Origin of the sequence: Fictibacillus sp. BK138 (assembly GCF_004216955.1) — a bacterium.
Taxonomy (GTDB): Bacteria; Bacillota; Bacilli; order Bacillales; family Fictibacillaceae; genus Fictibacillus.
This window is the reverse complement of sequence record NZ_SGXL01000001.1, coordinates 1,480,478-1,499,643: the sequence shown is the minus strand read 5'-3', so window position 1 is coordinate 1,499,643 and position 19,166 is coordinate 1,480,478. Positions and strand designations below refer to the sequence as shown.

General features: G+C 39.5%; 22 protein-coding genes and 2 pseudogenes. 2 read left to right on the top strand and 22 right to left on the bottom strand.

Annotated elements, in window-relative coordinates; genetic code table 11:
• Positions 1-8: 8 nt before the first annotated feature.
• From nusB to EV282_RS07305, 16 genes are all read right to left on the bottom strand, one after another.
• On the bottom strand, positions 9-404 hold the full coding sequence (nusB, locus tag EV282_RS07380) for a transcription antitermination factor NusB (RefSeq protein ID WP_130295032.1): 396 nt from the start codon (positions 402-404) through the stop codon (positions 9-11).
• Between the two features lie 453 nt (positions 405-857).
• Positions 858-1,262, bottom strand: a complete 405-nt coding sequence (locus EV282_RS07375; protein ID WP_066290809.1) for an Asp23/Gls24 family envelope stress response protein — start codon at positions 1,260-1,262, stop codon at positions 858-860.
• A gap of 17 nt (positions 1,263-1,279) precedes the next feature.
• Complete coding sequence (gene accC, locus EV282_RS07370) at positions 1,280-2,638, bottom strand: acetyl-CoA carboxylase biotin carboxylase subunit (RefSeq protein WP_130295030.1); 1,359 nt, start codon at positions 2,636-2,638, stop codon at positions 1,280-1,282.
• A gap of 12 nt (positions 2,639-2,650) precedes the next feature.
• Positions 2,651-3,154, bottom strand: a complete 504-nt coding sequence (gene accB, locus EV282_RS07365; RefSeq protein WP_130295028.1) for an acetyl-CoA carboxylase biotin carboxyl carrier protein — start codon at positions 3,152-3,154, stop codon at positions 2,651-2,653.
• Between the two features lie 303 nt (positions 3,155-3,457).
• Positions 3,458-3,970, bottom strand: coding sequence for a SpoIIIAH-like family protein (locus EV282_RS07360; RefSeq protein ID WP_066290819.1), 513 nt, complete (start codon positions 3,968-3,970; stop codon positions 3,458-3,460).
• Positions 3,971-3,974: 4 nt separating this feature from the next.
• Positions 3,975-4,619, bottom strand: a complete 645-nt coding sequence (gene spoIIIAG / locus EV282_RS07355; protein ID WP_130295026.1) for a stage III sporulation protein AG — start codon at positions 4,617-4,619, stop codon at positions 3,975-3,977.
• The gene (gene spoIIIAF, locus EV282_RS07350) at positions 4,616-5,239 is read right to left on the bottom strand and encodes a stage III sporulation protein AF (RefSeq protein ID WP_130295024.1); all 624 of its coding nucleotides are present in this window, start codon (positions 5,237-5,239) and stop codon (positions 4,616-4,618) included. The genes spoIIIAG and spoIIIAF overlap by 4 nt, the downstream gene beginning before the upstream one ends.
• A gap of 13 nt (positions 5,240-5,252) precedes the next feature.
• Positions 5,253-6,422, bottom strand: coding sequence for a stage III sporulation protein AE (gene spoIIIAE, locus EV282_RS07345; RefSeq protein WP_278043766.1), 1,170 nt, complete (start codon positions 6,420-6,422; stop codon positions 5,253-5,255).
• A gap of 32 nt (positions 6,423-6,454) precedes the next feature.
• A complete protein-coding gene (spoIIIAD, locus tag EV282_RS07340) occupies positions 6,455-6,844 on the bottom strand; it encodes a stage III sporulation protein AD (RefSeq protein WP_066290828.1) in 390 nt (129 codons plus the stop codon).
• A 13-nt stretch (positions 6,845-6,857) separates the two neighbouring features.
• Positions 6,858-7,064 (bottom strand): stage III sporulation protein AC, encoded by a 207-nt coding sequence (spoIIIAC, locus tag EV282_RS07335; RefSeq protein WP_066290831.1) that lies wholly within the window; start codon positions 7,062-7,064, stop codon positions 6,858-6,860.
• A 15-nt stretch (positions 7,065-7,079) separates the two neighbouring features.
• Complete coding sequence (gene spoIIIAB / locus EV282_RS07330; RefSeq protein ID WP_130295020.1) at positions 7,080-7,595, bottom strand: stage III sporulation protein SpoIIIAB; 516 nt, start codon at positions 7,593-7,595, stop codon at positions 7,080-7,082.
• Positions 7,589-8,521 carry a stage III sporulation protein AA gene (gene spoIIIAA, locus EV282_RS07325; RefSeq protein WP_130295018.1) on the bottom strand — a complete coding sequence of 311 codons (933 nt, stop codon included), beginning with the start codon at positions 8,519-8,521 and terminating at the stop codon, positions 7,589-7,591. Before spoIIIAA ends, spoIIIAB begins: the two co-directional genes overlap by 7 nt.
• Positions 8,522-8,801: 280 nt before the next feature.
• The gene (gene efp / locus EV282_RS07320; protein WP_130295016.1) at positions 8,802-9,359 is read right to left on the bottom strand and encodes an elongation factor P; all 558 of its coding nucleotides are present in this window, start codon (positions 9,357-9,359) and stop codon (positions 8,802-8,804) included.
• 19 nt (positions 9,360-9,378) lie between these two features.
• Complete coding sequence (locus EV282_RS07315) at positions 9,379-10,452, bottom strand: M24 family metallopeptidase (protein WP_130295014.1); 1,074 nt, start codon at positions 10,450-10,452, stop codon at positions 9,379-9,381.
• A gap of 2 nt (positions 10,453-10,454) precedes the next feature.
• The gene (gene aroQ, locus EV282_RS07310; RefSeq protein ID WP_130295012.1) at positions 10,455-10,907 is read right to left on the bottom strand and encodes a type II 3-dehydroquinate dehydratase; all 453 of its coding nucleotides are present in this window, start codon (positions 10,905-10,907) and stop codon (positions 10,455-10,457) included.
• A 79-nt stretch (positions 10,908-10,986) separates the two neighbouring features.
• Positions 10,987-11,502, bottom strand: coding sequence for a YqhR family membrane protein (locus EV282_RS07305; RefSeq protein ID WP_130295010.1), 516 nt, complete (start codon positions 11,500-11,502; stop codon positions 10,987-10,989).
• Between the two features lie 193 nt (positions 11,503-11,695).
• Here EV282_RS07305 and EV282_RS07300 point away from each other — a divergent pair, with 193 nt between their 5' ends.
• Together EV282_RS07300 and EV282_RS07295 are read left to right on the top strand one after the other, a co-directional pair.
• Positions 11,696-12,643, top strand: coding sequence for a DUF1385 domain-containing protein (locus tag EV282_RS07300; protein ID WP_130295008.1), 948 nt, complete (start codon positions 11,696-11,698; stop codon positions 12,641-12,643).
• 19 nt (positions 12,644-12,662) lie between these two features.
• Positions 12,663-13,031, top strand: a complete 369-nt coding sequence (locus tag EV282_RS07295) for an SA1362 family protein (protein WP_130295006.1) — start codon at positions 12,663-12,665, stop codon at positions 13,029-13,031.
• Between the two features lie 3 nt (positions 13,032-13,034).
• Here EV282_RS07295 and EV282_RS07290 read toward each other — a convergent pair whose 3' ends face one another.
• The 6 genes and pseudogenes from EV282_RS07290 to EV282_RS07270 all read right to left on the bottom strand — a co-directional run.
• Positions 13,035-13,958 carry a patatin-like phospholipase family protein gene (locus EV282_RS07290; protein ID WP_130295004.1) on the bottom strand — a complete coding sequence of 308 codons (924 nt, stop codon included), beginning with the start codon at positions 13,956-13,958 and terminating at the stop codon, positions 13,035-13,037.
• Positions 13,959-14,239: 281 nt separating this feature from the next.
• A complete protein-coding gene (mntR, locus tag EV282_RS07285; RefSeq protein WP_066294827.1) occupies positions 14,240-14,656 on the bottom strand; it encodes a transcriptional regulator MntR in 417 nt (138 codons plus the stop codon).
• Between the two features lie 111 nt (positions 14,657-14,767).
• The gene (gene splB / locus EV282_RS07280) at positions 14,768-15,805 is read right to left on the bottom strand and encodes a spore photoproduct lyase (RefSeq protein WP_130295002.1); all 1,038 of its coding nucleotides are present in this window, start codon (positions 15,803-15,805) and stop codon (positions 14,768-14,770) included.
• Positions 15,806-15,903: 98 nt separating this feature from the next.
• Positions 15,904-17,676, bottom strand: a pseudogene (locus tag EV282_RS07275) (vitamin B12-dependent ribonucleotide reductase); the annotation flags it as partial.
• Between the two features lie 172 nt (positions 17,677-17,848).
• Entirely contained in the window at positions 17,849-17,974 is a 126-nt protein-coding gene (locus EV282_RS20560; protein ID WP_278043765.1) for a hypothetical protein, read from the bottom strand.
• A 9-nt stretch (positions 17,975-17,983) separates the two neighbouring features.
• A pseudogene (locus tag EV282_RS07270) lies at positions 17,984-18,826 on the bottom strand (ribonucleotide reductase N-terminal alpha domain-containing protein); the annotation flags it as partial.
• Between the last annotated feature and the right edge of the window lie 340 nt (positions 18,827-19,166).

The following is a 19,166-nucleotide window of genomic DNA, read 5'->3' as shown; positions in this document are numbered from 1 at the left end:
AAAAATTATTATTTTTTTCGGATATCTGAGATTATCTTTCCTAATACACCATTGACGAAGCGTCCTGCTTCCTCACCGCCAAATATTTTAGCAGTTTCTATCGCCTCGTTCAGCGTTACATTTTTCGGAACTTCATCCATGTAGAGCCATTCATATGCTGCCATTTGAAGAACTACACGTTCTACATTGGCAAGTCTTGAAAAACTCCATTTTTCTAAATAAGGAGTTAAAAATTTCTCTATCTCTGTTTTATTTTCAACGGTTCCATTCACGATCTCATTTAGAAAATCATCTGATGGTTCTCCTTCTAATACGTGCTCCATTGCTTCTTCAACACTAATGTCACTCACTTCAATTTGAAAAAGCGATTGAAAGGCTTTTTCTCTAGCAAGTCTACGTTTCATGATTCGACTTCCTTTCTATATGCGAACAATTTCTAACTAGCATAATACCATATTCAGAGGAGAGGTTACAATCCGAACATTTAATACTAAAACCCTTCAAAACATTCAGTTTTTTATCTAGAAAAAAGCTGTTTCGGCATACAATGTTGCTTTTGAATGTAGTTGATCTCCGCTCCAGGCTAATCGCTTTCCACGGGGCGTGCGGTGAGCCTCCTGCCGCTTCGCGCCATTAGGAGTCTCCACCTGACCGCTCGTCCCGTAGGACAAGGAAGGCTACAGCAGCGACACATCGCACGAAGAAAATTTGAAGTTCAATTTTCGAGGAGTCTCGCATCCTCCGCTACAATCAACTTTCAAATGATGATCCAAGAGAAAACTGCCTTTAATAACAAAGCCTAGAAAAAGGCTAAGAAAGAAAAAAATCAAAGGAGGAATCCCCCTTTGATTTCTGTATCAATCTACTTCTGGTGCTTCATACTGTTTTTCTTTAGAGTCGAATTGAACGCCTACTACGAAAACATTAATGTCCGTTGCTTCAAGAGCTGTCATGTCCAATAATGCCTGTCTGACATAATCTTGGATTTTTTGAGCTACGTCCGGAATCGCAACGCCATATTTCATAGATACATAAATATCAATTGAAATACCTGACTCGGACAGCTCTACTTTAACGCCTTTACCATGGGTTTTCTTTCCAAGCCGCTCTACGACACCACTTGCAAAGCTCCCTCTCATGGATGCTACACCTTCAACATCTGAAGCTGCAATACTTGCAATAACTTCAATCACTTCAGGTGAGATTTCAACTTTACCTAACTCTGATGAATAGCTCTCCATCTCAAATGACAGTTCATTCATTTTATGCACCTCCACTGTTATTCACTTTTTGAAGTTAAATCATGATTTTCTAAAAATTTAGTATTAAAGTCGCCATTCACAAATGTTTCATGGTTTAGAAGACGCAGATGGAAAGGAATGGTCGTGTGGACTCCTTCAATCACAAATTCACTTAATGCGCGCTTCATACGATTGATCGCTTCTTGCCTAGTGTTTCCATAAGTGATTACCTTAGCAATCATAGAATCGTAGAATGGCGGTATTGTATATCCAGGATACACGGCTGAATCAACGCGGACGCCAAGTCCACCAGGAGGCAGATACATGTCAATCTTTCCAGCAGAAGGCATGAAATTCTTTTCTGGATTCTCTGCATTGATTCTGCATTCGATCGACCATCCATTAAACTCAATATCTTCCTGTTTATATCTTAATTTTTCACCTGATGCCACTTTGATCTGTTCTTTTATAAGATCGATTCCCGTAACCATTTCTGTTACAGGATGCTCAACTTGAATACGTGTGTTCATTTCCATGAAATAAAATTCACCCGTATTATGATCAAAAATAAACTCAACGGTACCTGCACCGGAATATTGAACGGCTTCAGCAGCCTTAACAGCTGCTTCTCCCATTTCTTGGCGTTTTTCCGGACTGATCGCAGGAGATGGCGTTTCTTCTAGGAGCTTCTGTAAGCGTCTTTGAATACTGCAGTCCCTTTCTCCGAGATGAATAACATGTCCGTAATTATCCGCAAGAACTTGTATTTCCACATGACGGAAATCTTCAATGTATTTTTCGATATATACACCTGGATTTCCGAAAGCAGTTGCAGCTTCCTGCTGAGTGATAGCGATACCCTTCAACAGCTCAGCTTCATTTTTAGCTACACGAATACCTTTTCCCCCGCCGCCGGCAGTTGCTTTAATAATGACGGGGTACCCAATTTTATTGCTGAGTTCAATGGCATCTTCCTTGTCCCTGATAATCCCCTCAGAACCGGGAACGATTGGTACACCTGCATCTGCCATTGTTGCTCTGGCAACATCTTTAATTCCCATCTTGTTGATGGCTTCCGCACTAGGTCCTACGAATGTTACATTGCATTCTCTGCAAAGTTCAGCAAAATCGGCATTTTCAGCTAAAAATCCATATCCAGGATGAATGGCATCTGAACCTGTCAATGTAGCGACACTCATAATATTTGTGAAATTCAAATAACTGTCTTTTGATGCAGTAGGTCCGATACAATAAGCCTCATCTGCCAAACGGACATGCAATGCATCCTTGTCAGCTTCTGAATAAACGGCTACTGTTTCAACACCTAGTTCTTTGCATGCTCGAATAATCCGTACTGCAATTTCACCACGGTTTGCTACTAATAGCTTATTAATCATCGACATCCCCTCCTATTCTGCTTTCACTAGGAACAGAGGTTGTCCATATTCTACTAATTGTCCGTTCTCCACCAATACCTTTACAATTTCACCGTTCACTTCGGATTCGATCTCATTAAACAATTTCATAGCTTCAATGATACAGACGACGCTGTCTTTAGATACTTGGTCTCCAGGCTTAACAAAAGGATCATCTTCTGGAGATGATGCCGCATAGAAAGTACCAACCATAGGTGAAACTACTTTATGTAATGATGAGTCTTCTTCTGAAGCCTTTGTCTCTTGCTGTACTTCCGGGCTAGCCTTAACCGGCTCTGCAGCAGGAGCTGACTCTCTTGCAGGTGGTGCTTGATTAACTACTGGCTGTACAGGCACTTCTTCTGTCTGGTATGAAACAGCAGTTCCAGCATTCTTTTTAAGAACGATTTTTGAACCGTCATTTTCATATTTGAATTCATTAATACTTGATTTGTCGATAAGTTTAATTAGTTCTCGGATTTCTTGTATTTTCAGCATAAAATCTCGACTCCTTTAAACATTCCTATCCAGGGTTATTTTGGTTTAGCACCTTCTATTGTGACTAGGTCTTAACAAAAGTAATATACCATATTTCTTTTTTCATGGATACATTAGTTTCATGTTCAAATCTAATAGTACACGATTCAGAAAGAGATTGTAAGCGATTACCGCTATGAATACTTTATTATTCTATTTTTACCTATAAAAAATAAATACAAACCGGAAATACATATCATTCTTCTAAAAATATAACACGAAATGACACAAAATAAAAAAAGCCGGAATCACTCCGGCTTTAATCTACTTTGCGGCATGGTATTCAACTGCTACAGTTTTGCTGCTACCCAGGTGTTCGTTTGCTAAATTCATAATCTCAACCACTTCTTTTTTGGATAGTTTATCTGCTTTTACAATAACTTTGATCTCATTATTCATCGTGCTGACAAGTGCATCTTTAAAGCCCATTGATTTGATCAGTGTTTCGAGAGTAGCTTCTTTCATTGTAAGTGACTGAAGTTCTGTCATTTTAGCCCACGCTTCCGCTTGCACTTCAGCTGACGCATCTTCTGAACCTGCTACAGCTACGTAATCAGCACTCATCTCGTCACGTACTTCATCACGCTCTAAACGAAGAGCTGTGAACATATCATCGTTGGCAACCCCTGAAACTGTGGCATCCTTACCAGATTTTTTACCTGCCTCCAAGTACGCAAGATCATCAGTTCCACCTGGCGCAGTAATGTAATACACTGACAATACAATAATCAGACTAAGCATTGTTAAAAGCCAAACTGTTTGTTTTTTAAGTAACATTCTTTTAATCCCCCTCGTATTTTTTTGGGACCACAGATACATTGTGGCTGCCGATATCAAATACTTTTGTTATCACATCGATGATCATTGCTTTTGTTTGCAGGTTTTCCGCTCCTTGAGCTACAACCGCTATACCCCTTATTTTCGGTTTTTCAGTTGTTATTACAATAGGTTCTTCTCTTCCATCGTTTTGAACGATCACAATCTTTTCTTCTGTCTTTTGATCTTCAATCGTCCGTTTCCCTCCACTTTTATCTGTCTCTGAAGTTGTTTGTCTTTGAATGTTTTCGTCTGTTGCAACTTCTTTTCTCTCCGTTGTTTCGAGTTCTACATAAACGGAAGCACTCTCCACTCCTTGGATCTGCTCTAACAGATCTTTTAGCTGATTCGCATATCTGTCTTCATAAGATCGAATGTTCTTGTTGGTGACTTCTTTTGTATCCTTGAATACGGCTTCTGATTCATTCGACTGTTTGTTGATAGAAAGTGTTTGCATGGAAACATTTTTAGCAGGGGAGTCAATCATTTTACTTATAAACATAAGAGCGATTCCCAAAAGAAGCAGTACAAGTAAGTATTTTTGTTTATTCCCTGCTTTATCACTCAGCTGCAGCCATTTTTTTATCTGTTCCCAAAATGAATGTTTCATTGGGATGACTCCTCTCCCCCTTCCATTTCCACCTCAAGCTGCTTTGCATCTAGCTGCCATTGGCTGGCCAAGAACTCTACGATTTCTTCAGGAATTTCACCTTTATCTGCTTGATCTCTTTTATCAGAGATACTCACTTCCACTTCTGATACTTCTGAGATACCAGCGGATTCATGATGTTTAGCTAGTACAACTTTTACACCTGTTATATCTTCAGGCTTTAAAGACTCCGTACCGCTATTCGTGTGGATTTGAAGATCGACTATTTCTAATTCATACGTCTTATTCAACTCCTCCTGAACTTTCTCTTTCATTGGGACAGCCATTTGCTCTAATATATATGCACGTTGTGCGCCTTGTATTTCACTTTTATTTTTTTCTATCGAATTTTTTATTTCATCTTCTTTCGCAGCAGCTGGCAGATCCATCGCTTGAAACACTTGATCCATGTCAGAATTTAATAGTTTAAATAGAGGAGACAGCATGGCTAGCAAAATGAGAAGACCGATCACCATCTTGATATAACTCTGAAATTGGTTACCCGGCAATAAGAGCTCGATTACTCCTGCGAGAAGAACGAGTACTATGATGTTTGTGATCCATTCTGTTAAGAATCCCATTATTAACGCCCCCCTACCGAACCATCAATGTGACATTGCCAGCAGCTATTATGATGGTAATCGCAAGGAAAAACATAATAGACACCGTCATTAGAGCTGCAAAGATAAACATGACACTCTTTCCGATAATTCCTAAACACTCTACGATCGGTCCTCCGCCAAGAGGCTGAAGCAAGGCTGACGCCATACTATAAATGAAAGCTAAGATTAATACTTTAATAGCTGGGAAAATAGCAATCATCAATAAGAGTGCCGCCCCAATAATTCCGATAGAATTCTTGAGAAGAATAGAGGCACTCATGACTGTGTCGGTTGCATCAGTAAACATTCTCCCGACTACCGGAATAAAATTGCCAGTAATAAATTTTGCAGTCTTTATTGTAATTCCATCAGCTACCGCTGCTGTTGCCCCCTGAACACTCATGACTCCTAAAAAAATGGTAAAGAAGAATGCCAGTGAGCCTATGCTGATGTTTCTCAGCAGCTTTGCTAACTGAGTAACTTTGTGATGTTCCGACATTGTTGAGACGATACTTAATAAAGCAGATAAAAAAAGCAGAGGTAGTACAAAGTTTTTAATCAGCAGACCACTGGTGTTAACTAAAAATAAGATGACTGGATGAAAAAAAGCGACTGAAGCTATACTTCCTACAGTCGCCATCAACGCAAGAAGGAGGGGGATAAGTGCAATCATAAAACTAAGCATCGTATCTATCGCGTCAACAGCATACGAGATGGCGACATGAAAACTATTTAGTGCCAATATGATCAGAACCATATAGATAATCGCATATGCTACCTTTGATATTGCTGATTTATCAAATGCATTTTGTATAGATTGCAAAAGCATACTGAACACCGTCAATAAGATCAGTGTACCGAGAAGTTTTCCGTGAACAGCCATTTCATGAAACATAAATTTCAATAGACCCATAAAGTACGCTTTTATAGAGAATTCTTTATCCCCTTTTACAAATTCAAAAAAAGTGCCTTTCTGGCTCTCTGGCAGGAAGCCTCCGTATTCATTAGAGACGCTGTCCCAAAAATCCTTAATTTCATCAAGCTGCATAGATGAGATCTGATGCTCTACTATTTCAGAAGTAATGGATTCTGCAGAAACAGATGCAGGACTGCCGAGAATTATCATTATCACAAATATGAGTACAAAAAAGCTTGTCCGCATCATACTTCTCCTCATCATTACGACCCGCTTTCTTATTTGGGAATAAGCGTCAGCACGGTTTCAATAATTACCGTTAAAATTGGAATGGCCATGACTAAAATGAGTATCTTTCCTCCAAGCTCGATCTTTGAAGCGATTGCACCTTGACCAGCGTCTCTCGTAATCTGAGCCCCAAATTCTGCAATATAAGCAATTCCAATAATTTTCAACAGTGTTTCAACATAAACCATATTTACATTGGCGTTAACTGCCAGCCTTTGAAGCATCGTAATAACCTGTCCGATTTTATCAATCAGGAATAAAAATATTCCCGCGCCTACCATTAGGGTGATCAAAAAAGCAAAATTTGCTTTCTGCTCTTTCAGGACTAAGGCTAAGAAAGCTGCGACCAGTCCAAAACCAACGATTTGGATAATTTCCAATTGGTCCCCCTCCTTAGTTCTGGAACAAAAAGACTCCTTTTACTTTCTGGAAAAGATCATCAAGCAAAGTGATCACCATGAATAAAGCCACCACAAACCCCAATAACGTTACCCAGTGTGCATAATCTTCTTTCCCAATCATTTTTAAGACGGTATGCAGCATAGCCACGATTATGCCTAGACCAGCGATTTGAAACACCGCGTTAACATCAAGTCCCATGTAAAGTTCCCCCTGTTACATTAAAAGGATTACGATTAAAAGTCCCATCAGTACGCCGAGACTCTTGCACATTTTTTCATAACGCTCCTGTATATCTCTTGCTTCTTTTTCTTCACGATTCAGATGGGCTAGAGTAAGTTGAATCTGCTTCTGCTGATGTTCTTTATCATGTCTGCCAAGCGTAGATCCAAACTGGCGAAGCACTTCGATTTCCCCGCTTTTGAATGATGTTTCTTTTGCCAAAATCTCCAATTGGCATTCCCAAGCTTCTTGAACAGTATGTTCTCCACCGTTTAACAAGTCAGAAATGGTAAGAAAAAAAGAAGCTAACGGCTCTTTTAAAGGTTTTCCTATATGCTGGAATGCTTCACTAAGCGGAGTTGAACCATACATGATCTCAGCTTCAAGTGCTTGCAGGGTAACCTTTAGTTCGCGCAGCCGTTTTGGTCTTTCTCTAACACGCTTAGCCCATTCAAAACCAAAAATCGTTGTAGCTGACAATATAGCTATAGCACCGAACCAGCTCAACATGCTGCACCGCCTGACGACCTGTAAATCTCATTAAATGAACCGTCATAAATACGCTGAATCGTACCTGGGCCTTTTTCGCGGCTTAAGATAACATATCTTTGGAATAATGAAAGACCAGATAAAGGTTTCATCGCCGGTCTTTTAAGAGCATCTTCCAAACTGCTGCCATGAGCGGTGAAAATCATCTGTACACCTGCATGCATAGCTTCCTGGATTGCTTCACCATCTTCTTTTCTTCCTATTTCATCCACAATTAAGACTTGGGGACTCATCGAGCGTATGAGCATCATCATTCCTTCTGCTTTTGGACAAGCATCGAGCACATCAACTCGTTTACCAAGTGAATGCTGAGGAATTCCTTTAATAGATCCTGCTATTTCAGAACGCTCGTCCACGATCCCTACTTTATATGATGGAATGTTTTTTTGTTTTATCCCGCTGCTGACGATTCTGGCGATATCTCTTAAAAGTGTTGTTTTTCCTGTTTGCGGAGGTCCGATTAACAACGTATTGTGCCATTTTTTTTGAAAAAGATAGGGAATAAGCGGCTCGGCAATACCTATTTTTTCTCTGGCAATCCTGATATTAAAAGAACTTATCTCTTTAATTGCTTTTACGAATCCCTGTTCCGTTATTACTTTTCCTGCAAGTCCAACACGATGACCACCAGAAATCGTAATATATCCGCGTTTCAATTCTTCTTCCAATGCATATAGAGAGTGCTGACTCAATCGATTTAATACAATTTGTGCTTCTTCTGGAGAAACTGGCTTATCTGATGGATAGATCGGATTGCTTGAACATACAATTTCTAGTGGCTGTTCGATCCTAATTCTTATTTCTTCCATAGATTGAGTAACCGCTGCAGGAAGATTACGCAGCAAACACTGAATTTCATCTGGAAACAATCTGAATATTTTTTCCATACCAGGGGTCTCCTTTTAAAGGCTCGTACTATAAACGTATGGCTTATCCTTAAGCTTTATGCCAATAAAGAGGGGGTTAAATTAAGTAGGGGAAAGAATTGCAGAGTATTTTAATTAGGTCTGATTTAAGATAATTAAGTCTAAGTGAAAAAGAATTAGGTCTGATAGCATGAACATTAAGTCTAAAAGTGAATAATTAGGTCTTTCGTCAAACTTCGACATCTATTTCAATAAAAAAAGCCTTATTCCGTAACGGAATAAGACTTTCAAATCTAATTTTTTATGCGCGTGAAACGTAAGCTCCATTTCTAGTATCGATCACAAGTTTGTCTCCTTGGTTAACGAAGAAAGGAACTTGTACAATCAAACCAGTTTCAAGAGTAGCTGGCTTTGTACCGCCTGAAGCCGTATCACCTTTAATTCCAGGCTCTGTTTCAGCTACTACTAATTCAACCGTGTTCGGAAGCTCAACACCGATTGTTTCACCTTGGTAAGTCATGATATGAACAGTCATGTTCTCTAGCAAGTATTTTAGTTCGTATTCAATCTGGGATGAAAGAAGTTCGATCTGTTCGTAAGATTCATTGTCCATGAATGTGTGAGTGTCACCTGAAGCATACAGGTATTGCATTTTACGATTTTCAATGTGTGCTTTAGATACTTTCTCTCCGCCACGGAACGTTTTTTCCTGTATTCCGCCAGTACGCAAGTTGCGCAATTTTGAACGTACGAAAGCTGCACCTTTTCCTGGTTTTACGTGCTGGAATTCTAGTACCTGCCAAATTCCTCCGTCAACTTCAATGGTTAAGCCTGTTTTAAAATCGTTTACTGAAATCATGTTTTTTCCTCCTGAATAATTAACTTATCGTTATAAGAGACTTTGGAGAGTGGGTAAGTGATTCATTACCATCTTTTGTTATGAGGGCATCGTCTTCAATTCGCACTCCACCAAGACCTGAAATGTAGATGCCAGGTTCCACTGTTACAAGCATGCCTGGTTCTAAGAGTGTATCAGATTTAACTGACAGAGCAGGGCCTTCGTGAACATCTAACCCGATTCCATGGCCTGTCGAATGTCCAAAATAATCTCCATAACCTTTAGAAGCTATATAATCTCTTGTTAACGCGTCTGCTTCTTTACCAGTCATTCCTGGTTTAATACCTTTCATGCCTAGCATTTGTGCATCATATACAACTTGATAAATTTCTTTTAGTTCATCTGAGACATTGCCGATGGCCACTGTACGTGTAATATCAGAACAATAACCTTTGTAGTATGCACCAAAATCCAAAGTTACTAATTCACCAGTCTCGATCGTTTTATCTGATGCTACACCATGAGGCAGAGCTGAACGATAACCCGAAGCGACTATAATATCAAATGATGAAGAGATCGCTCCGTTTTTTCTCATGAAAAACTCGAGTTCATTTGAAACTTCCCTTTCAGTCAAACCAGGGCGTATAAACTCGATAATATGTGAAAAAGCGGCATCTGCAATAGACGCGGCATCCTTTACTATCTTAATCTCTGATTCATCCTTTATCAAGCGCAACTTTTCCACTAGACCTGTAACAGGCACGAGCTTTGTTTCCGCTTCATTTAACTGGCTATCATATGTACGATATGTAGAGAAAGTAACATCATCTTGTTCAAATCCTAGTTTTTTAATAGATAAATCTTTTGCTAATTTAGCAACCTCTTCAGGAATAGGTGCAGTGTGCATAACTACGCGGTAACCTTTTGCTTGTTCTGCGGCCTGTGTCTTATATCTAAAGTCCGTTACCAAAACAGCGGCGTTTTTTGTAATAAGAAGAACTCCTGAACTTCCTTTAAATCCGCTTAAATAGAATCGATTTGAAGAAGAAGTCACGAGTAATGCATCAATATCGAAGTTCTCAAATAATTGTCTTGCTCTTTCTACACGATCCATTTTCATTCCCCCAATTTAACATGATTGCTAAAAGCCTGAAGCGCAAGTTTATAACTATCGAATCCAAAGCCTGAGATTTGTCCTATCGTAACAGGAGCAATTACAGATTCACGGCGAAATTCCTCCCTGGCATGAACGTTTGATAAATGAACTTCAATTACAGGGACATCCACACTGGCAATTGCATCTCTAATCGCATAACTATAATGAGTATAAGCCCCTGCGTTTAAAACGATTCCCTCATGCTTACCGGATGATTCATGAATGCAGTCAATAATTTCTCCCTCTGAATTACTTTGATAAAATGAGACATGAAAGGAAAGCTCTGATGCTGTTCTTTCCAGTTCTGATTGAAGGTCTTCTAATGTTTTCGCACCATAGATTCCTGGTTCCCGTTTTCCTAAGCGATTTAAGTTAGGACCGTTAATAACAAGAATAGACTTTTTATAGTCCACAAACGCCACCTCGCCTTTACACCAAAAAAAATAGAATGTTCTTACAACATTCTATCATAGCGTTTGATCTTTTGGATAGTTAGGAACTTTGTGCAGGCTGTTTCTTTTCCTGGGCCTCACCATATCGTTCTCTATATTCAAATGAAATAGAATACCCTATAAAAACACCATATAATATATATATACAGAGTGTTGTTGTGATTGTATTCTTACCGATTGTATTCATTGGCTCCAATCCGGGAAAGATCGGATGGAGCAAATAAAACACGATGCCCCATAATGCAGCTCCAAAGACAATTCCACCCCACATGGATTTAATTTTCGCAAATGCGTAACGATACCCGATCGCCACTAAAATAGAGAGCAACGCAATAATTACTATACTGATCAGCTGTCCGATCCATTGAGATTTCCATTTTCCTAATGCCCATGGTGCTAATACTAGAGCAGGACCTACCTTAGAAAAATTTAAATAATATGCAATGAATCCAAAAATAGCCCAAATCAATCCTCCAAAAAAACCTACTCCCACAACTCGGCTCATAAAAGAAGATTGAGATTCTTGTTTGTTCTGCTCTAATTGTTTTTCGTCCATAAACGAACACCTCCAACACACTATAGTATGTCCATAAAATAACACGTCAAACTCTATTGAGCTTATTCATTCATAAACCGTGTAAAATATGTATAAAATGGGAAAAATACAAATAAATCATACCTTCTGGAGGAATATCCAGCTTTACTGTAGAATAGAAAGTACCTACAAAATTTTAGGCTGGGGGTCCAACATGACAAAAGAGAAAAAGCCCGTGTACGGCGGTCAAGCTGTACTAGAAGGGGTTATGTTTGCCGGAAGACACACATATGTCACGGCAATTAGAAGAAACGATGATTCTATTGAGTATTTTGAACTTAAAAAGAAACCCGCACCTGTATTAGCAATGCTTAAAAAGATTCCTTTTGTAAGAGGCTTTATCGCTATTATAGAAGCAAGTATGAACGGCACTCAGCATCTGAATTTTTCCGCTGAACGATTCGGGGTTAATCCTGGTGAAGAACAGGCAGATGAAGAAGAGGAAAAACCTTCGAAGTTAACTTTTTTCTTTAGTCTGGCGATAATTGGTGTCCTATCATTTCTGTTCGGAAAATTTGTATTTACACTTGTTCCTGTGTTCCTGGCAGAAGCATTTCGGTTCATTGTGCCAGGACATCTTGGGCAAAATCTTTTAGAAGGTTTGTTTAAATTTATCTTCTTATTAAGCTACATTTATTTTGTTTCATTGACCCCCGCTATTAAGAGGGTGTTTATGTATCACGGGGCCGAGCACAAAGTAATTAATGCATTTGAAGCTGGAGATGAACTGACTGTTGAAAATGTTAAACGGCATTCACGGCTTCATTACCGCTGCGGCAGCAGTTTTATCCTATTTACAGTACTTGTTGGAATGGTGATCTATTATTTTGTACCTTCTAACGTACTTTGGCAAAGAATTTTATCCAGACTTGCGCTTATTCCTGTCGTTTTAGGGGTATCTTTTGAAGTATTACAGCTGACCAACAAATTAAGAGACGTTCCTGTACTTCGTTATTTAGGATATCCGGGACTTTGGCTGCAATTACTGACAACAAAAGAACCTGACGAAAAACAATTAGAAGTTTCTATACTATCTTTTAATGAAATGCTTAAACGTGACGCATCCTATGAGAGTGAGAAACAACAAAATCAAATCGTTTAATTTTAAGGAGGTGAACCTGTTGCAACAGAATAGCAGAAGATTGCATCCTATCATTTGGTTTGTCATTTCACTGGCTGTTGTAGGAATCCTATATCAACTGATCACTTCACCTCGCCAACTATTTACAACCCTTCTGATCGGAGCAGCAGTGGTCGCCGTTTTTTACTTTATATTTCGCAGAACTTCATCAGGAGTAAACGGCAAATATAGAAAAGCAGTAAAACAATCAAAAAAACGGTATGGTTCCAACCAGAAGCCTTCAAAAGCCTCACCGTTATTTTCAAACAAGAAAGTTAAGAGTACAGCTCAGAAAAAACGGTCAAGAGAGCATCACTTAACTGTTATTGAAGGGAAAAAGAACAAGAAAAAAAATCGAGCCTCCTTTTAAGGATCAGGCTCGATTTTTGTATGCTGGATGCGGATATGATTTACCTGCGATCCAGCTCTGCAGAAAGTGCTCTGCCCTATCATATCCAAACTGATAAAGTTCATTTTTCGCTTCAGCAGACAACTGAAAATCGATAACAGATACATGCTTAACTGGCATAAATATAATATCTCTTGCATCGTGGGTATCAATATAACGATTATCATGTGCTTGCATCATCGTTTCAAACAATGCTTTAAAAAGCTGTACTGCATTTTTTACCTGGTGTGTCGGAATATGATCATTGATATAGGAACTAAGCTGAAATCCTAAAACCGGACGTATCGGTACCCGGTCTTTCCTTTGAAAAAGCCACATCGGAAAATTACTCAATACACCGCCATCCACAATATAACTTTTTTGTCCTACTCGATTAAACAGCTTAATCGGATAAAAAAAGTAGGGAAGGCTGCAACTCATCCGAACAGCCCTGGCTATCGGGAATCGCTCTGGAAGCAAACCGTATTCCTCAAGATCATCCGGAAGGACAATAAGTCTTCCCCGGGTTATATCTGAAGCGATAATCTTTAAACTTCCATATGGAATATCAGCAAACGTTACGATTCCCCGGTTTGCAAGAAGCGTTGCCACCCAATTCTCTAAATAATCTCCTTTAAACAGACCTAGCTTCCAATAGAGCTTTAACCAATTCATTAACGGTATGGGAACCTTACTCGTGTCTAAAAACTTTTTAAAATCAAGTCCATCAATTATACTTTTCATCTCATCAGCTTTATACCCTGCTTTTACTAAAGCGGCCATTAACGCACCGGCACTTGTACCCGCAACCCTTTCAAAAGAAAGCCCTCTATTCTCTGCCGCCTCAACCGCACCGATCAGCGAAAGAGCTTTAATTCCTCCACCTGAAAACACGCCGTCTATTCGCATTGACCATCTCCTCCACTACTATCCTAATCGCAAGAAGATGTCCTTTATAACCAATTTTTTCAAAATAAAAAGATAGTCTCTAAAAGATTGTTGCTTTTGACTCATTTTTACCTTCATTGTCAAGTTGATTGGAGTGCAAGGTGTGAGACTTCTAATGGCTCATAGTGCCGAGAAGGCTCACCGCACTCCCCGCGGAAAGCGAGCGCCTGGAACGGAAATCAACCACTTTCAAGATCATCAAACTTTGAAATGACAAACAAATAAAAAACAACCATAAAAATTTATGATTGTCCTTGTTCTTCGTTTTTCGCTTGTACTTCTCTTAATTCATTCAGGCGATCTTTGTCTTCCTCAAAGAATTGCACGAGATCTCCTATTCGATCAATAGCATTCCAGCTTAAGTGGTGCTCGATTCCTTCAACATCTTGAAAGATGTTTTCCTCATCTACCCCGATTACCTTCAAAAATTCTTCTAATAATTCATGTCTGTATACTAAACGCTTACCTAGTTTTTTTCCATTTGGCGTTAAAACAAAGCCTCTGTATTTTTCATAAACGACATACTTGCCTTTGTCGAGTTTTTGAATCATTTTGGTTACAGAAGAGGGATGCACCTCAAGGTTTTCTGCAAGGTCTGATACTCTTGCATATCCTTTCTCTTCTATTAGGGCATAGATGCGTTCAATATAATCTTCCATACTTGGGGTTGGCGGCAAAATGTTCCCTCCCTATACTAAAACCGATTGGTCTCTATAAAAAGGATACTATAGAAATGTTTGAGTGACAAGGGAATACCCTTTACCTGAATATTACGTAAAATACTCGATCCTCGCTTGTGGAAACATGGTATTAATATAATTTTCTACTGTTTCTCGGAGCTTTGTGGCTTGATCGTCCTGATACACATACTTGCCTATTCCATATTTGCCCCACTTGTATTTACGTTCTTCCTCGTTCATTTCGAGCTTGCTTTTCGGATAATTTTTTTCGATTACCCTTTTTGCCGGTTTTGTAAAGCGGTGCTGAATCAGTTCAAAAGTTAAATCGTTTGTTAAACGTTTTGGGAGCTTAGCCTCTAAAATATCAAAAAGCTCTTTATACCCCTCTTCCCAATCCTTATGAAGATAAAGCGGTGCCACAATAAAACCTAATGGGTATCCAGCTTCAGCTACTTTTATGGCAGCATTAATTCTTTCCTCTAACGGGCTTGTCCCTAATTCAAAGTTTTTGATCACATAATGTGAGTTAATACTAAATCGAAACCTGGTCCGTCCTTGATGATTAGCGTCCAGTAAATGATCAACATGATGATATTTTGTTGTGAAACGAAGTCTGCCTAAGTCCGTTTGACCAAAAAATTCAATCGCTTTTTTCAGAGAGTGGGTAAGATGATCAATTCCAACGATGTCTGATGTACATGACGCCTCAAACCGCGTAACTTCTGGTGCTCTCTCCCGCATATACTTTTCAGCCTGTGCAAAAATTTCGTCTGTATTTACATACGTTCTTAAATAAGGCTTGCTGCCAAGTGTGGTCTGCAGATAACAATAATGACAATGTCCCATACATCCAGTTGCAAGCGGGATTGCGTATTCTGCCGACGGTTTTGACGTATCAAATTTTAAAGTTTTTCGAATACCGACAACAAGCGTTGATTTTGCTGTTCTATATTTTTGAAAATCGTTATCTCCAGGCAAATCACGTATTTGGTTATGAGACGTTGTTTCTCTTATTTCTACTTCAAGCTTACTGAACTTATCGAAAAGCTCTTTCCCCAACGGATATTCAAGTGCACGCGGTTCAAAATAAATGAGCTGCGGCATAAACGGTTTATTAGCACCGGCCATATTATATACCCCCAAAAATTCACAAATGATGAGGTTAGTATGTCCGAATATGAAAATATAAAAAGAAGGAACCATTTCCAGTTCCTTCTCCCATTTCTTTATAGGCCGCACTTTAATTGTGCGTTGCAGTTTGTACACGTATTGCAGCCGCCGATCTCTTTTACTTTTCCTTTTCGGCATACAGGACATGTGTTGCCTACTTCGTTGCCGATTGTAACATCGGTTGAACGAAGGTCAGTAATCGTATCAAGAATAACGACTTTTTTCTTTTCTTCTTCCATTCCAAGATCGATCTCTGTTTGTTCAAAAGTCTCTTCAGCTTTAAGTGTCAGAACTTGCGCATCACGGCTTCCATCAACATAAACAGTTCCGCCTTTTGCGCCGCCTTTATACAAACGCTCATAAACTTTCTGGACTTGATCGACAGTATATCCTTTAGGTGCATTTACCGTTTTGGAGATTGAGCTGTCCACCCAGCGCTGGATGACACATTGTGTATCCGCATGTGCTTCTGGGGCAAGCTCCATCGCTGCAACAAACCATTCAGGTAGTTCGTTTTCATTCGCTTCCGGATTATTATCGAGATATTCTTTTACAATATCAGCTTTTACTTCAATAAACTTCCCGAGACGTCCGCTGCGGAAGTAAGAGAATGAGAAGTAAGGTTCAAGGCCAGTTGAGACTCCAACCATGGTCCCGGTGCTTCCTGTAGGAGCCACCGTTAACAAATGGGAGTTGCGAATTCCATATTGTAAAATATCTTTTCGTACATCTTCAGGAAGTTTCTTCATATATCCTGTTTCCACAAATCGATTTCGAAGGTCATTAGTATCTTTTTCTGATTCACCTTCTAAGAATGGGAAACTTCCCTTTTCTTTAGCAAGCTCGATTGAAGTTTTATAAGCAGTAACCGCAATTGTCTCAAAAATTTTATCAACAAGTTTATTGCCTTCTTCAGAACCGTAAACTGTCTCACAGTAGATGAGTAGATCGTGAAGACCCATTACTCCAAGTCCAACACGTCGCTCGCCTAATGCCTGAACACGGTTTGGTTCTAAGAAATATGGTGTGGCGTCAATAACGTTATCTTGCATACGTACGCCGACTTCAACCGTTTGTTTCAACTTTTCAAAGTCGACTTTTTTGTTTTCTTTGTCTGCCATATTTCCAAGGTTCACAGCAGCTAAATTACAAACAGAAAATGGTGCAAGTGGTTGTTCTCCACATGGATTAGTAGCTACAACTTTTTGTCCATAGGCTGTAGCGTTCGTCATGTCATTGGCATTATCGATAAAGAAGATTCCAGGTTCTGCAGAGTATGTTGCACAAATGTTGATCAAGTTCCAAAGTTCACGTGCTTTAATGCGCTTATAAACGCGAATTCCGTAACCTTTTTCCTCCCAAACACGAACATCTCCAATTTCATGCCACTCATTGTTGTAAGCTTCCATCTCTTCAGGAGAATATGCTTCAACACTTGGGAAACGGAGCATATATTCTCCATCGTTCTCAACAGCTTCCATGAATTCTTTCGTTATCGTAACTGAGATATTAGCTCCTGTAAGGAACTCAGAATTATGAACACTGTAAGTACCTCCGTCGCGAAGCATCGTTTCTGCATCGCGTAAAACATCAGAGTCAAAACCGCCTGTTCCCGGAATATCTTTGTAACGCAGAATTCCTTCGTACATTGCTTTTTGAGCTGGTGTTAACGGTGTGAATTTCAGCTTATCTTGTGCGACTTGCTTAATCTTCTCGTCGTTCGTATTTTCAATCAAGTATCGCAAAATACGAGGGTTTTGCATTTTAGAAATAATGAAGTCAATAATGTCAGGATGCCAGTCCGCAAGCATGATCATCTGGGCCCCACGCTTTTTGTTACTCTCATAATGAGGGGATGGACATTTCTGCCACCCTCTTACACTTTCATGTAAGATCAGACTATATCATCAAAGAAGTATATCTTCCTTGTCTCGTGCCCCGTAACCTCGTTGCCGATGATTATGGTTTACTCGTTCCATCGTTTACCTCCGCTATTAGGATTTAAACCTTAGGAACTTTTAATAGTCGTTGAACGTTCATCTCTGTTTCCAAAGACGCTTCGCTGCTGATTGCCCATTGTACTATCTTTAGAATTTTTAAGCATTCACGCTCGCCGTTGCCAGCCACGTTGTAGCTCCTAAAGCTTTAGGGTGTTCCAGCAGTTCACGAGATTAAGTCGCCATGGTGTTAACGACTTCCGCCCTGCTCAACCAAATGCGTCAGTTTCGCAATATCATCCAGCCAGGATACTGATCCTGATGATTTACCGTTTACGCCTCGTGCCAGTGCATTTTTTGGTCTTAGTGTTGAACCATTTGTTCCAACACCGCCGCCTCGGCTCATGATCTCCATTACTTGCTTGCGGTGATCTGAGATTCCTTCACGCGAATCTTTTACATATGGCATCACGTAGCAGTTAAAATACGTTACATCCGTTTCTGCCCCTGCACCGTAAAGAACTCGACCAGCCGGTACGAAGTTCATTTCCGAAAGTTCTTTATAGAACCTCTCGAACGACTCCTGGCGTTTTTCCTCTGTTGTTTCAACTGATGCTAACCCTGTCGCATTCCTTAATGCAATCTGCTCGTAGAATACTTCCAGCGGCTTGTCCATCACATCGAGTGAACGTGTAATAAGTCCTGTTTCTGCTTCTTCCGGTTTTTCAAGGACTGCTTTGAATTCATCCTCAACCAAGACTACTGCGTTTTTATCGTCCCAGTTGACTGATTGAATGTAACCAAGCCCTCTCGCCGGAAATTTCGGATCTTCTTTAACCGTTAAAACAACAAAATCACCCGGTTTGAGTGTTTTCTTTTCTGTGTCTTTAAAACTGTATCGATCAAGCATCACCAGTCGTGAAACACCTTTATGCGTCGTTTTCATTGTGGATGATACGGGATGTACTTGTGGAAACTGTGCTATATCTTGATTAAGAGCTTCGTAGTCGATACCCTTTTTAACAGTGGCAACTGCGTCCATATTTCTCCTCCTTTTTCATATTCTCACACACGATGAATATCTATATCTTGTATGTATTTCTTCTACCCCTATACTATATATACGTAAACGTCATGTCAAAGAAAAAATCTTGTCAAACTTGAAATCAAGAGTAATTACTAGAATATTAAAGAGAAAAGAATAATTAATATGATTTTAGTTACTATTTGGCCAAATACTAGATTTGTATTATCTGGAATTTTTATAACCCTATATAAGACAAAGGTTTTCTCAAAATCCTTCTTTTTCTCAAAAAAAATTAATATCTTGACTTCCCTTTTGTTTACTTCTTTTCCCAAAAGAAAAAATCGAGACCTCATTT